The sequence below is a fragment of the Acinetobacter sp. 766875 genome, from assembly GCF_000582055.1.
In the GTDB taxonomy this organism is placed as follows: domain Bacteria; phylum Pseudomonadota; class Gammaproteobacteria; order Pseudomonadales; family Moraxellaceae; genus Acinetobacter; species Acinetobacter nosocomialis.
On sequence record NZ_JEXX01000001.1, the window covers coordinates 304,474 to 319,978 of the forward strand.

10 protein-coding genes are annotated in these 15,505 nt (G+C 40.3%); 5 read left to right on the forward strand and 5 right to left on the reverse strand.

Annotated features, from left to right (window positions below; translation table 11 throughout):
- Nucleotides 1–28: 28 nt before the first annotated feature.
- Together J576_RS01380 and folE are read right to left on the reverse strand one after the other, a co-directional pair.
- A complete protein-coding gene (locus J576_RS01380; RefSeq protein WP_002052571.1) occupies nt 29–1,180 on the reverse strand; it encodes an extended-spectrum class C beta-lactamase ADC-334 in 1,152 nt (383 codons plus the stop codon).
- A gap of 156 nt (nt 1,181–1,336) precedes the next feature.
- Nucleotides 1,337–1,885 carry a GTP cyclohydrolase I FolE gene (folE, locus tag J576_RS01385; protein ID WP_001187844.1) on the reverse strand — a complete coding sequence of 183 codons (549 nt, stop codon included), beginning with the start codon at nt 1,883–1,885 and terminating at the stop codon, nt 1,337–1,339.
- Nucleotides 1,886–2,146: 261 nt separating this feature from the next.
- Here folE and xdhA point away from each other — a divergent pair, with 261 nt between their 5' ends.
- The 3 genes from xdhA to xdhC are packed head-to-tail and all read left to right on the forward strand — an operon-like array spanning nt 2,147 to nt 7,019.
- Nucleotides 2,147–3,652, forward strand: a complete 1,506-nt coding sequence (xdhA, locus tag J576_RS01390; protein WP_002052981.1) for a xanthine dehydrogenase small subunit — start codon at nt 2,147–2,149, stop codon at nt 3,650–3,652.
- A gap of 1 nt (nt 3,653) precedes the next feature.
- Nucleotides 3,654–6,029: a xanthine dehydrogenase molybdopterin binding subunit gene (xdhB, locus tag J576_RS01395; RefSeq protein ID WP_002052689.1), complete on the forward strand. Its 2,376-nt coding sequence runs from the start codon at nt 3,654–3,656 to the stop codon at nt 6,027–6,029.
- Between the two features lie 6 nt (nt 6,030–6,035).
- On the forward strand, nt 6,036–7,019 hold the full coding sequence (xdhC, locus tag J576_RS01400) for a xanthine dehydrogenase accessory protein XdhC (RefSeq protein WP_002052648.1): 984 nt from the start codon (nt 6,036–6,038) through the stop codon (nt 7,017–7,019).
- Between the two features lie 10 nt (nt 7,020–7,029).
- Here xdhC and J576_RS01405 read toward each other — a convergent pair whose 3' ends face one another.
- From J576_RS01405 to trpD, 3 genes are read right to left on the reverse strand one after another with little or no spacing between them, the layout of a single operon-like run.
- On the reverse strand, nt 7,030–7,725 hold the full coding sequence (locus J576_RS01405; RefSeq protein WP_002052415.1) for a Smr/MutS family protein: 696 nt from the start codon (nt 7,723–7,725) through the stop codon (nt 7,030–7,032).
- Nucleotides 7,726–7,734: 9 nt separating this feature from the next.
- Complete coding sequence (trpC, locus tag J576_RS01410; protein ID WP_002052960.1) at nt 7,735–8,541, reverse strand: indole-3-glycerol phosphate synthase TrpC; 807 nt, start codon at nt 8,539–8,541, stop codon at nt 7,735–7,737.
- Between the two features lie 9 nt (nt 8,542–8,550).
- Complete coding sequence (gene trpD, locus J576_RS01415; RefSeq protein ID WP_009498528.1) at nt 8,551–9,600, reverse strand: anthranilate phosphoribosyltransferase; 1,050 nt, start codon at nt 9,598–9,600, stop codon at nt 8,551–8,553.
- 356 nt (nt 9,601–9,956) lie between these two features.
- Here trpD and J576_RS01420 point away from each other — a divergent pair, with 356 nt between their 5' ends.
- Nucleotides 9,957–12,689: a TonB-dependent receptor plug domain-containing protein gene (locus tag J576_RS01420; RefSeq protein WP_002052450.1), complete on the forward strand. Its 2,733-nt coding sequence runs from the start codon at nt 9,957–9,959 to the stop codon at nt 12,687–12,689.
- 13 nt (nt 12,690–12,702) lie between these two features.
- Complete coding sequence (locus J576_RS01425; protein ID WP_081404055.1) at nt 12,703–15,468, forward strand: M1 family metallopeptidase; 2,766 nt, start codon at nt 12,703–12,705, stop codon at nt 15,466–15,468.
- The last annotated feature ends 37 nt before the right edge of the window (nt 15,469–15,505 follow it).

Consider the following 15,505-nt stretch of genomic DNA (forward strand, 5'->3'; position numbering starts at 1 on the left):
ATTTCTCTCTTTTTGTTTTAGAGAAAAATTATTTCTTTATTGCATTTAGCACAGCATAAGCTGCTTTAATGCGTTCTTCATTTGGAATGCGTTTATTGGTTAACATGACTAAACCAATATTTTCTTTAGGTATAAATACGACATAGGTTCCGAAACCATTGGTTGAACCAGTTTTGTGGTACATCTTAACTGAAGGTTCTTTTGAAATAGCAGTCACTTTATTAGGTTTCATCACAATCTGTTCTGAATTACTGTCTAATAAAGTTTGTAACGTTGCCGGATAAGCAAACTCTTCCCAACCGAGTGCCTGATACATGCTATTTACTTGATAGCGACCTTGATGTGTCTCATTAATTGCACGTTGAATATTTGCCGGATATTTCTGTGGGTTCAGGTTGGCATGAATAAAGCTCAGCATGTCGGGTAGGGTCGATTTGACGCCGTATGCTGGGGCATCGAGTGGACCAGGGTTAACTCGAATTGGCTGATTTTCTTGGTTATAGCCAAATGCATAGTTTTGCATCTGAGTTTTAGGCACATTGATATAGCTATGTTTTAAGCCAAGGTCCGGAAAAATCGTTTTTTCCAAGACCTGACTAAAAGGCTGTTTCATTGATAAACCAACTATTTCCCCAAATAGGCCAATACTTGGGTTTGAATATTGTCTATATTCACCGATTGGGTTTTTAGGTTTCCAATCTTTAAAAAAAGTTAAAACCTGTTGATCTGTTTGTACTTCATCTGGGAATTGCAAGGTGAGGTTACCACTTGTATAGGTGGCAAGTTGAAGTAAATTGACCTGATCAATTGGGGTGTTTTTTAACTCTTTCCAGTATTTGCCCGGCGTATCATCAAAAGAGATTTTTCCTGTATTTTTTGCATAAGCACCTGCCGTTGCAGTAAATAATTTACTGACAGAACCTAGCTCAAAAATGGTATTGCTATTTACAGCTTTTTTATCTTGAACGGATTGTAGGCCATAATACGTTTCATATTTTTTATTGTTTTGAATAATACCTACCGCCATACCCGGTACATTATATTTTTCTAATAAGGGTTTAAAATTTTGATCTACCAATTGTTTAATTTCTTGGTCTTTAGAAGTATTGCCCGCATAAATTGAGGTATTAAAAATAAAAAGAGAAGGTAAAAGTAAGTAAGAAATTTTTTTAAATCGCATGATTCGCTCATAAATCATTTAAAAAGAAAGATGCGTACTTTTATAACAAAAATCATCTAATTTAATTGTTATGTTTTATAGAGTTGGATTGAAGGTTTATAGCGTTCAGCTATAAAAAAAGCCCAACATTGTCGGGCTTTTTGCAGTAAAACTATATTAGTAGCTTTCTGGTACAGCACTTAAAAATTCACGGCGTGCTTCTTTATCGGTTTTAAAATCTCCGACAAATGAAACTGTACGAGTAGTAGATTCCTGTTTACCTACACCACGCATCATCATGCACATATGTGCAGAGTCAATGACTACAGCAACACCACGAGCGCCAGTGACTTCTGCAACAGCTTCAGCGATTTGCTGAGTTAAGTTTTCCTGAATTTGCAAACGACGAGCAAACATCTCGGTAATACGTGCAAATTTAGACAAGCCAAGCACTTTGCCTTCTGGTAAATAGGCAACATGAACACGGCCATAGAATGGAAGGAGATGGTGTTCGCAGAGCGAATAAAATTCAATATTCTTCACCAATACCATTTCATGGTTATCTGATGGGAAAACAGCATTATTGGTGACTTCTTCTAAAGTTTTACTATAGCCAGAAGTTAAATATGAAAAAGCTTTAGCCGCACGCACAGGCGTATCTTTAAGGCCGGGACGATTAAGATCTTCACCGACGGCAGTCAGAATATTTGCGTACGATTGCTGCATTGACATAAGACGTATAAATTTACTCTATTAGACAAGCTCGGCATTGTATCAGAAACATGCCCTGATGTTCATAAATCCTCACACTATATTTATTTTGGTTTTGCGCAAGCTTAGTAAAAGATGAATAAATTTCATGTTTTTTATCGTTAATAGTCAAGTGGTTGGATATGAAATGTGCGTTTAATATAGGTAAGTTCTAAATGATCGCTTCATGGCATCATATTTGCACAAAAGCATTATTATAAAACATAAGGATAAAACATGTCAGAACGTCCAATCACCTTCTTTTTTCGTGGCGGTCAGCAGCAAGTAGAAAATGTTCTACCCACAATGACGGTTTTACAGTTTCTACGAGAATATACCCAAACTGGTAAAACTAGACAGACTGGTACAAAAGAGGGCTGTGCTGAGGGCGATTGTGGTGCATGCACAGTAGTGATTGGTGAGTTGGTCAATGACAGCTTGCAATTGCGGAGCGTGAATGCGTGTATTCAGTTTTTACCGACTTTAGATGGTAAGGCTTTATATACAGTAGAAGACCTTCATAGCTTATTGCCTGCACAAGATGGCACGCTTCATCCGGTACAACAGGCGATGGTTGATATGCATGGTTCACAATGCGGTTTTTGTACACCCGGTTTTATCATGTCGTTATGGTCAATGTACGAAAATGAACAACAGCCCCCAAGCAAAGATAAAATCAGTGATTATCTTTCTGGAAACTTATGTCGCTGTACAGGCTATCGTCCTATTTTAGATGCAGCACAAAAAGCTTATGACTATCCACGTGTGGCATTAAAGCGTCAAAAAGTAATTGATGTATTAAAAGAGATACGAGCATTACCAGCATTGCATTTGAATGATCAAAAGCAGCAATTTTTTGCACCCAAGACTTTGCAAGATTTTGCTGCTTTACGTTCACAGTTACCGCAAGCACGGATTGTTGCAGGTAGCACAGATGTCGGTTTGTGGGTCACAAAACAGGGTCGTGATTTGGGTGATATGCTTTATATCGGTCAGGTTGAAGAGCTCAAAAAAATTGTAGTCACAGACCATGCTTTAACAATTGGAGCAAATGTAAGTTTAAGTGATGCACTCATTAAAATTTCAGATTTTTATCCCGACTTTCAAGAATTGCAGCGCCGTTTTGCTTCCATGCCCATTAAAAATGCAGGAACGCTGGGTGGAAATATTACCAATGGTTCGCCGATTGGCGATTCAATGCCAGCATTAATTACGCTAGGTACACGATTGATTTTGCGCGTTGGTGAGCAGACTCGTGAAATTGCTTTGGAAGACTTTTATTTAGACTATCAAAAAACAGCATTACGACTGGGTGAGTTTGTTGAGGCGATTGTTATTCCACTTCGTGAAGGGCAGACGCGTTTTAAATTTGCCAGCTATAAAATTGCCAAACGATTTGAGCAAGATATTTCTGCAGTATGCGCTGCTATTTCATGTGAGCTAGATCTAGATAAGGATAGTGTCGCTCACAATGTGAAAATTGCTTTTGGTGGCATGGCTGCTATTCCCAAACGTGCAAAATATGCAGAAGCCATATTGGAAGGCCAGCAAATTACAGCAGAATTGATCGTTCAGGCACAAGAAGCATTGTCGCAAGACTATCAGCCTTTAGATGATGGACGTGCTAGCTCTGCATATCGTTTACACGTCGCAAAAAACTGTTTACAGCGTTTTTATATAGAAAAAGTCCTGTCTCGGACAATCACTCGAGTAAATGACTTGATTGCTATGGTGGAGATCTGACATGAATCAAAATATTGACTTAAGGGTTTCTAAAAAATCCGCTAAAGCAGGTGATTCGATTCCACACGAGAGCGCGCATTTACATGTGACGGGGCAGGCAACTTATATTGATGATTTACCCGAGCTTGAAAATACGTTGCATTTGGCAGTCGGATTTTCAAGTTGTGCCAAAGGTAAAATCAGTAAGTTTGATTTAGATGCAGTACGTCAGGCCGATGGTGTCCATGCAGTTTTTTCGGCAAAGGATATTGAAGTTGAAAATAATTGGGGACCCATTGTTAAAGATGACCCAATTTTTGCTGAAGAGCAGGTTGAGTTTTATGGACAAGCCTTGTTTGTGGTTGTTGCTGACACTTATCAGCAAGCCCGTCAGGCAGTTCGCTTAGCAAAAATTGAGTATGTACCCGAAACTCCGATTTTAACGATTCAAGATGCGATTAAAAAAGAATCGTGGGTGCTACCGCCTGTTGAATTTAGCCACGGTGACGTTGAACAGGCTTTTGAAAATGCAACACATCATCTTTCAGGGAATATTCAGGTTGGTGGACAAGAGCATTTTTATCTAGAAGGGCAAATTTCCTATGCGATTCCACAAGAAAATCAGAGCTTAAAAGTCTATTGCTCGACACAGCATCCAACCGAAATGCAGTTACTAATTTGTCATGCACTAGGCATGAATATGCATCAGGTGAGTGTGGAAAGCCGTCGTATGGGTGGTGGTTTTGGTGGTAAAGAGTCGCAGTCGGCGCAGTGGGCATGTATTGCATCTTTGGCAGCGCAAAAAACAGGCCGTCCGTGTAAATTACGCTTAGATCGTGATGATGACATGAGTGCTACAGGCAAACGTCACGGTTTTGCTTATGAATGGTCAGTGGCTTTTGATGACACTGGTATTTTGCAAGGCTTAAAGGTGCAACTGGCTTCAAACTGTGGTTTTTCGGCTGATCTTTCTGGGCCAGTGAATGAACGGGCGATTTGCCATATTGGCAACGCCTATTATTTAAATGCAGTTGAGCTACGTAACTTGCGTTGTAAAACCAATACTGTTTCCAATACCGCATATCGTGGTTTTGGTGGACCGCAAGGCATGTTTGTCATTGAAAATATTATTGATGACATTGCGCGTTATTTAGGTTGTGATCCAGTTGAAATTCGTCAGCGCAATTTCTTTGCCGAGCAGCCCGGCGCCGGACGTGACCGTATGCACTATGGGGCAGAAGTTCGTGATAATGTTGCGCCAAAATTAGTAGCCGAACTATTGCAAAGTAGTGATTACGCGAAACGCAAACAGAGCATCCATGCCTTTAATCAGAATAATGACATCATTAAGCGTGGTATTGCGTTAACCCCATTAATGTTTGGTATTTCGTTTAACGCCGTGCATTACAATCAGGCAGGTGCACTGGTCTATGTGTACATGGATGGCACTGTCTCTATTACTCATGGCGGTACAGAAATGGGACAGGGGCTATATACCAAAGTACGGCAGGTTGCTGCACATGAGTTGGGTTTACCAATCGATAGCGTTCGTTTAATTGCAACAGATACTTCTCGTGTGCCAAATACTTCGGCAACTGCTGCATCGAGTGGAGCAGATTTAAATGGTAAAGCTGTTCAAAATGCCTGTATTAAAATTCGTGAGCGTCTGGCAAAACTTGCAGCCGAAATAAGTCAAAGTGAAGCTGAACAAGTCCAGTTTGAAGATAGTATGGTTTCAACAGCGAATGGTCTTTCATGGACATTTCCTGACTTGGTTCAACGAGCATATATGGCACGTGTACAACTATGGGACAGTGGTTTTTATAAAACTCCAGAAATTCACTATGATCAGGTCAACCATTTAGGGCGCCCATTTTTCTATTATGCCTATGGTGCAGCGGTTAGTGAGGTCGCAATAGATACCTTAACTGGGGAAATGAAAGTATTACGTGCTGACATTTTGCATGACGTTGGGCAGTCAATTAATCCTGCAATTGATATTGGGCAAATTGAAGGCGGTTTTGTTCAAGGGATGGGGTGGCTCACGACAGAAGAGTTGTATTGGCAGCCGCAGGGTCCACACGCAGGCCGTTTATTTACCCATGCACCTTCAACTTATAAAATCCCGACCAGTGTGGATATACCTCATATTTTCAACGTCAAACTGTTTAATAATCAAAATCAGGCAGACACCATCTATCGCTCTAAAGCGGTAGGTGAACCGCCATTTATGTTGGCATTGTCAGTTTTCTCTGCAATTCGTCAGGCAGTACAGGCGGCTATTCCAGAAAATGCACCGCTCGTACTCAATGCTCCGGCAACTGCCGAAGAAATTTTACGTGCAATTGCTATTGGACGGGGACAAGCTTTGGCAGATCGCCCACAAGCTAGAATGTAGAAGATTATGCAACATTTACAATGGTGGACTGATTTTGTAGCTTGGCAAGCCGATGCGTTGCCTATGGTATTGGTCACAGTGGTCTGTGCTGATGGTTCTACACCACGAGAAGTTGGTGCAACGATGTTGTTGCGGTTTAATTTACAACAGCAATGGCAGCAGTCAGATACGATCGGTGGGGGACATTTAGAGTTTCAGGCAATTGATATTGCTAAAGCAATGTTAAGTGAAACGGGAACTTGTGTGAGGCATATTGAACGTTTTAACCTCAGTGCTCGGCTTGGGCAGTGTTGTGGCGGAGTAATGTGGTTATTGTTTGAAAAAATATTACCTGCTGAAATTGCGTCGGATTTGTCTGGAAGTTTGCAAGCATGGCGAGCTGGAAAGCATATATCGCGTAACGTCTCACATCAATATGCATCCATTTGGCAAATTATGGATATGGAACAACAACCAAGTTTCGAGTTACATTCTGACAGTAGTGAGCAATGGCAATTTAGCCAGCAGATTCAACCTTATGCCATGCAAGTGTTGATTTGTGGTGCAGGTCATGTGGGTGAAGCAATTGTTCGTTGCTTATTGCCTATTGGTGTGAGGGTGAAATGGATTGATCCGCGTGATGATATTTTCCCATCCGATTTACTGGAACAGGTGCACTGTATAACAACTGATACCTTAGACGCCGAGATCGAGCATTTTGACCGTTCAGGTGCAGTTTTAATTTTAACGCACGATCATCAATTAGATTTGCAATTGTGTTTTATGGCCTTAAAACCTATGGCAAAACCATTTGCTTATGTTGGGATGATTGGCTCAAAAAGTAAAAGGGCTATTTTTGAAAAACGTATGCAGGTGCGAGGTTATACTCAGGAAACATTACAACGTTTGGTTTGCCCGATCGGGATAGAAGGGATTTCATCAAAACAACCTGCAACGATTGCCATTGCAGTAGTTGCTCAATTATTGCAGGTATTTGATGTAAAAAAATGATCCCAAAGGATCATTTTTTTTGTTCGAACTTAGGATTTTTTTCTGCACGTTTAAGCAGTACGAGAACGGCACCTGTACCACCTTGGTTTTCAGGGGCACTTACAAAAGCCAAAACATCACGATGCTGACGTAGCCATCCGTTGACATAGGTTTTTAAGACCGCTTCTGGGCCTTTACCATGCACAATTTTGATGACATTTTGATTTTCATCTTTTGCCATCTGGATGATTTGTAAAACTGCGTCACGTGCTTGTTCAATGGTACAGCCGTGTAAATCTACAGCTTCAAACCAACGCATCTTGCCTGCTTTTAAGTCTTCAAAAACCTTATGTTGAAGGGTCGCTATACGATAGCTTAACGTTGCTTGGCTTGCGACCGGATTTAAAGCAGCTTGTGTATCTGATAGCTCGGCATGTTCGGTATCACGACCACCTTCGGCAGCTGCACGTTTTGCCAAAGTTTGTGCATCGACTTTTTTGGCACGAGGTGTTTTTACATCGGCAATATTACTATTGTTGATGCGTTTTACACCTGCAACAGCCTGTTGAAACAGGTATGTATCTTCCAATTCTTCAGTCTCAGCCTGAGATTTTTTAGACTCAGGCTGATTTGCGATTTTGCTTGAATGAGGATTGGAGATTTGCTTTTTAAATTGCTTCAATAACTTTTGTTGCTCTTTAGAAAGCGATGAATCTTTATTACTCATATATCTTCATTAAACCGTTTGAGGTTGTCCAAAAAGAGCAGTAAAAGCTTGATCTGGACGTGGTTGTTTCATAAAACTTTCGCCAACCAAGAAACTGTGAATATCATGCTCTTGCATCATACGCACATCATCTGGTGTCGCAATGCCACTTTCAGTGATCAGTAAACGTGAGGACGGAAGTAATTTTTTCAAGCGGATAGACGTATTTAAATCTACATCAAACGTTTTTAAATTACGGTTATTCACACCTAGTAAACATTGCTCAGAAAGTTTTAAGGCACGCTCTAACTCTTCTTCGTCATGAACTTCAACCAATACATCAAGTTGATGTTCAAACGCTGTTTTAGACATTTCTTCGAGTTGCTGGTCAGACAAACAAGCAACAATTAATAAAATACAGTCAGCATGCAAAGCACGTGCTTCAACTACATTATATGGGTCGACTAAAAAGTCTTTACGTAAAGCAGGTAGGGCACAATGATTGCGGGCAATCGCAATATTTTCATCTGCACCCTGAAAGAAATCCACATCAGTCAGTACTGATAAACATGCTGCTCCAGCGTGTTCATATTGCTGAGCAATTTCAGCAGGATTAAAGTCTGCGCGAATGATCCCTTTTGATGGAGATGCTTTTTTAATTTCAGCAATCACACCCGGACGTTTATGTTGTAAAGCATTTGCAAAGCCACGTACTGGAGTCGCTGCTTTTGCAAGCTCTTCTACATCTTGCAAATTACGTTGTTTTAAACGTGCAGCAAGTTCCTCATGTTTACGGTCAACAATTTTACCTAAAATGGTATTTTGAATATTAATCATGAGAAGTCCTTAATCTGCCTGAGATTGTTTTAATGTTTTAGTAAATTCAGCTAAAACACTCATTTTCTCTAATGCTTGCCCGCCGTAAATAATATCTTGCGCAAATGTAACAGCCTGAGCATAAGTTTTGGTAATGCCTGCTACATAAATACCTGCGCCTGCATTAAGCGCAATCATGTTTGCAGCTTTTTCACCAATATCAGATTTATTTTTGCTTAAAGCATCTTTAATGAGCTTTAGACTCGCCGATGCATCAGCAACCACTAAACCATTTAATGTTTGTGACTCAATTCCGACATCTTCCGGATTAAGTGTCCACTCAGTAACTTCGCCATCTTTGAGTTCGGCAACAGTGGTAGGTGCTGCAAGACTAATTTCATCAAGACCATCTCTTGAATGAACAACCATAACGTGTTCAGCACCGAGTTGTTTCATCACTTCTGCAATCGGGCGACAAAGTTCATCTGAAAATACACCAATGACAAAGCGCTTTACCCCAGCCGGGTTGGTCAGTGGGCCAAGTAAATTAAAAATACTACGAATACCAAGTTCACGACGTGGGCCAGCAGCATATTTCATGGCTTTGTGGTGGTTTGGTGCAAACAAGAAACCTACACCCATTTCACGGATGCAGCGTTCGGTTTGTTGCATATCTAGATCAAGATGAATACCTGCCTGCTCAAGTAGGTCTGATGAACCCGATTTACTTGAAACGCCACGGTTACCATGTTTTGCAATGGTCGCACCTGCTGCTGCAATAACAAAGCTAGACGCTGTAGACACGTTAAATAAATTTTGTCCATCACCGCCAGTTCCCACGATATCTACTAAATGTTTGATATCACTCACATCGATCTTGATCGCAAATTCACGCATGACACGTGCGGCTGCCGTCATTTCGTCAATGCTTTCACCTTTCATGCGTAGGCCCATCATTAAAGCACCAATTTGTGCCTCGGTTGCCTCACCTTGCATGATGCTGCGCATAATTTCTTCCATTTGAGGCTGAGTCAAATGAATGTTCTTGGTAATGTGGTTAAGCGCCTGTTGGATATTCATAGTCATGATTTACAGCATTAATGATTAAAATTTTTAGGTGAAGTTGATCGAGTGTGGGAGGTTCGGCCTATTGCGTTCCATGATTCACTAGCTAGGGGAGCTATGTTAGCAGAAAATAATCAAAGATTTTTGCTGTTCGATAAGAGAATTAAAAATTTTGATTAGAGAAGGTTTTGAATCTATTCATAAACAAAATTTATTTATTGAAAAAGGTTTTAGTTTGTTGTGAGTTTTTATGATAAATAATTAACCATTTGGTATATCTTAAACATAAATATATCTAGAAAAAATGTGTATAAATCAAACAAATAAAAGTGGATATAGTAGGGCGATCTTTATTTTGTCTACTAATAAATATGTATTTAAATAACTTGAAATATGTAGGGGCTTTAAAAAATAAGCGCTCATTTATTTTTGTATTTGTTGCACTGTTTCATCCGTTAGAAAGTTATGCACAAGAAGCTGTAGAGCAACCACAAAACCAAGCTAAAGCAGATAAAGTAGTTCGTGTTGCAGTGACAGGATCTCGAATTTCAAAAGCACAAAAAGATGGCCCGACCAGTGTGACCGTCATTACCGCAGCCGATATTGAAAAACAAGGTTTTAGTAATGCATTTGATGCACTCAATAACCTGACGCAGAACACAGGTTTTGTACAAGGTGCCGATTATGGAAATACGTTTACGCCTGCGGCTAATGCCATTAGTTTACGAGGTCTGGGACCCAATCATACTTTGACTTTAATTAATGGACATCGGGTTGCAGACTATCCTGTGCCTTATGATGGCTCTGTCAATTTCGTAAACTTAGCCAATATTCCAACTGCTATTATTGACCGTATTGAAATATTAAACGGTGGTGCTTCTGCAATTTATGGTTCAGATGCAATTGCAGGTGTGGTGAATATTATTCTGAAAAAGAAAACAGACGGCACACAATTTAATATCAAGGCAGGCGGAACCAAAGAAGGCGGTGAAAATTTACGTTTACAACTGAGTGGTAGTAAAACTTTAGACAAGCTTAGTCTCGTTTATGGAGTTGAACTCAGTGGTCGTGAACCGATATGGGCAGCCGATCGGGATTTTATGAAGAGCCGAACTCGTTTGGGGGAGAAACCTGACACGATTGTGGGTCGGAAAAATGCCGATACTGGTAAATACCTTTCAATTGGAGGGTGTCAGGCCTTTAATGGTTTATTTAACGGATCAGTCAATAATATAGGACAAGCAGGGGCGGACAATTGTGCCAGTGGTTTGGCACGACCAACCTATTGGACTGTTCAAACTCAAAATCGCAGTCAAAATGGTTATCTCGGTTTAGACTATGAGTTAAATGATAAAACTCAATTATTTGCAGATTTTTTGATTGGGGCAAATCAAATTGAAAACAATACCCGTAGTCCGATATGGACCTCTTTAGGTGCATCGAGTGGTTATTTTCTAAATCAAGATTCGGGAAATTATGAAATTTGGAATCGTCGTTTTGCGCCTGAAGAATTAGGTGGGGTAGAACGAATAAATAAAAAATGGAAAGAACTTTCTTCGAACTTAAATTTTGGAATTCGAGGCGATATTGGGGAGACGAGCTGGAGTTATGAAGCAGCCTATAATGGTTCCATCTATACTAGTCAGCTACACCGCCAAGGCTTATTACGTTCGAATGTTGATGAATATTTCTTAGGTCAGCAACTTGGTACAGATGCAGATGGTATTCCTATTTATTCACCTCGCTTAGATCGTTTAAGTCGACCACTCACAGCAAGTGAATTTGAAAGCATTTCGGGCACAACAAAAGAAAAAGATAAGTCGTGGGCGCAAAGTTTAACCTTAAGCGCGAATGGTGACGTATTTAAGCTACCTGCAGGAACTGCCAAACTTGCGGCTGTGGCTGAAATTGGGCGTCAAGGCTTCTCGATTAAGCCAGATGAGGCGATCGAAAATGGTGAATATTATAATTTAAGCTCTAGTGGCGAATATGGAGGAACGAGGACCCGCCAAGCACTTGGCGCAGAATTATTCTTACCTTTAGCAAAACCATTAAATTTAACCTTGTCTGGACGTTATGACCGTTATGCTTTATCAGATAACAGCATTGATAAGCTAACTTTCGGTTCGGGTCTCGAGTTTAGACCACATCCAACTTTATTAGTGCGCGGTAACTATGCGACCAGCTTTCGTGCACCAGATATGAACTATCTGTTTTTAAATAAACAAAAAGGTTATTTCCCAAGTACAACGGATTATTTACGTTGTAGCCAAACGGGACAACCTTTAGATAAATGTAGCTTTAAAGATTACGCACCTGGGGCGAACTACACTTTAACCGGAAACAAAGAGCTGAAACCTGAAGAGGGTAAATCTTATGGTGCAGGTTTTGTTTGGTCACCCACCAATAAATTTGATATCAGCGTCGATTACTGGGATATCAAAATTGATAATCTTGTGACGAATTTAAGTGCGGACAAAATTCTACGTTTGGAAGCAGATTGTCGTTTAGGCAACCAAGATATTAACTCTGCGGCCTGTATCGATGCTTTGGCACGTGTAGAGCGTAACCCTGCAAATGCAGTTGTCGATCCAAATGTGATTAAGAATATTAATATCGTTCCGATTAATGCAGCATCAGACCATACCCGCGGGATTGATTTCACTAGTAGATGGCGCTGGAAAACAGACAGTTTTGGTAACTTTCTCTGGACGGTAAATTATAGCCGTGTACTAGAACATGAATATCAGCAATCAAAAGATGGCGAGAAAGATGATTACTTAAAAGATTTAAGTATTCCTGATTGGCGTGACCGTTTTAATACCAGTCTCAGCTGGAGCTATGGTGATTGGGCTTCAACAGTATTAGTTAATCGTTATGGCAAAATTCCAAATGGTAACCAAACTGCCTATTTAAGCCCAACGTATTTGGTGAACTGGAGTGGTACTTATCAAATCTCTCCAAAAGCTTCTGCTTCAATCATTATTAATAACTTGTTTGACAAAGTGAAACGAGATGACACAGGCGGTTGGCCGTATTATCCGGTAGGATCATATTCACCATTCGGCCGTCAAGGTTGGTTGGAGTTTAACTATAAATTTTAAGAATGATGTATGGATGCAGCGAAGTGGTACAGCAATTGCTGCATCTTTTTATTTAAAACTACAGAGGATAAAACCCCTTATGCTGGTCAAGCCTTCATTTAAAAAAAGATTGCTACTTACAACATTATTATCTTTATCGGCAACACAGATTTTTGCATCGAATAACAGTGAACAAATCCCGATTGGTAAATTACCCGAGTGGGTTGTACCAGAATCTTATGATTTAGATTTTAAGATTGATCCCGCACAAAAAGGCTATACCGGTAAAACTACTATTCATTTAAAACTGGCTCAAGCCACAGATCACCTCTGGATTCATGGTAAATCTTTGACGGTGAAAGAGGTGAATATCACATCGGCAGAGGGCGTCAAAACCAAAGCAAAATATGAGCAAGCCTCCGAGGTCGATGGGGTGAGTAAAATTAAATTTGCCAAGACCTTGCCCGCAGGCCAGTATCAACTCGTTCTAGATTTTAATGCGGCGTACGATCAGCAGCTCGACGGTATTTATAAAATTGAGTTTGAGGGTAAACCTTATGTGATGACTCAAATGGAAGCAATTAGTGCACGCCAGTCATTCCCATCATTTGATGAACCACGTTTTAAAACGCCGTTTAATATCCGTTTGACGATTCCAAGCAAATATTCAGGTTTTGCCAATACCCAACAAACATCTGAGCAAGCAGAGAAGTCAGGTTGGAAAACGCTCAGTTTTGCACAGACAAAACCACTGCCAACCTATTTACTTGCATTGGCTGTCGGACCGTGGCAATTACAAAAAGGGCCTGATATTGGAGCAACTTCATGGCGTAAGCAGCCGATCCAGTTACGTGGTATTGCACCCGATGCTAAAGCTGAAAAAATGCAGCATGCTTTATCTGAAACACCAGCTATTTTAAAAACTTTAGAAGATTATTTTGCCTTTGGTTATCCATTTGACAAGCTCGACTTGCTTGCAGCCCCAGACTTTGCTGCCGGAGCAATGGAAAACCCAGGGCTAATTACTTTTAGAGATTATCTAATGTTGTTAGATAAGGACTCACCAGTCTCTTTTGTACAGAATTCATTTAATGTCAATGCACATGAGCTCGCACATCAATGGTTCGGTGATGTCGTCACGATGCCATGGTGGGATGATTTGTGGCTAAATGAATCTTTTGCCACATGGATGCAAAGTAAAATTACTCAAAAATTACATCCGGAATTTAACGCTGATTTAGAGCGTATTTCAGACACCGCAGATGCGATGAAAAGTGATAGCTTGGTAAGTGTACGCCGTATTCGCCAGCCTATTTTAAGTAATGCCGATATTCAAACCGCTTTTGATGGTATTACTTACCAAAAAGGTGCAGCTGTTTTAAATATGTTTGAAAGCTATTTGGGTGAAGAAAAATTCAAACAAGGGGTGCGCAATTATATTAATAAGCACCAATATGGTAATGCGACAGCTAATGATTTAATTAGCGCTTTAGCAGAGCAATCTGGACAAGGTGAGCGCTTTACTAGAGCGATGAAAAGTTTCCTTGATCAACCGGGTGTACCTTTACTCAATACTTCACTACAGCAAGAAGGCAATAAAGTCTTTTTAAATGTGAAGCAAAGCCGTTACTTACCTGTGGGTTCAAAAGGTGATGCAAGAAGCCTGTGGGGTGTACCATTATGTGTACGTTATGAAGTTCCAAATGCAGGTAGTAAAGTGCAATGTGAATTGGTAGACCAAGCAGAAACCAAGATTGAACTCAAAGGTGCCAGCCTTGGCAGTTGGTATATTCCAAATGCAAATGCGGCGGGATACTACCAATTTAGTTTGCCACAAAAAGAATTTGCTCGTCTGACTGCTGCCACAGAAAAGCTTTCTAATACTGAACAGTTGGCCTATGCCTATGCAATTTCAGCTGCTTTTAACCATGGGGATATTAATTTATTGGCTGTCGTAGATGCTGCGAAGAAATTTGCCAATTCAAATAGTCGACAAATTAGTACAGCGCTGTTTTCCCAGTTAAGTACCATTCATCGTCATGTATTGAAAACAGAAGCTGAACGTGAACATTTTAGAAAAGTTTTGGCAAATTTATATTTACCTAAATTAAATCAGTTGGGTTATGTCAGTAAAACAGGTGAATCAGCTGAAGACAGTTTATGGCGTAGTGAGTTAGTTAGATTTCTTGCTTTAGATATTCAAGTTCCTGAAGTTCGTACACAACTGTTAAAACAGTCAGATGCTCTATTTGCTCAAAAGCAGCTTAATTTTGCGCAAGTAACACCTGAATTATTGCCAACCATTTTAGCTGTACGTGTACAAGAAAAAGGTCAACCAGCTTTTGACCGATTGTCTGGAGAGTTACAACACGTGACTCAACCAACACAACGTCTAGCAATCCTTACAGCCTTAGGCTCGGCAAATCAAGAAGCAACACGTCAACAAGCCCGTCAGTTGATTTTGAACCCGCGTGTTAAAGTTGGTGAAGTTCGTACCGTAGTTAACTCAATCAATAATTATGGAGATGAACAAGGCGGTTTGTGGTCTTGGTTTAAGGTAAATCATGAGGCAGTGTTTGATCGTTTAGGTAAGTCTTCGGCTGGGCGTTTTCCTGCAATGTTTAGTGGGGCAGCATGTACCCAACAACAAGCGGCACAGTTAAATGACTTTTTTGCACCACGAACTAAAGAGTTGGTTGGGGTGGAAAGAGGATTGAAACAGACTAAAGAGCGTATTCAACTCTGCGAATCGCTGGTAGCAAAACAAGATGGATCAATTGTGCAACAGTTACAGTTGTGATTGATTCAGCTATAAAAAAGCCAACTGATCATAGTTG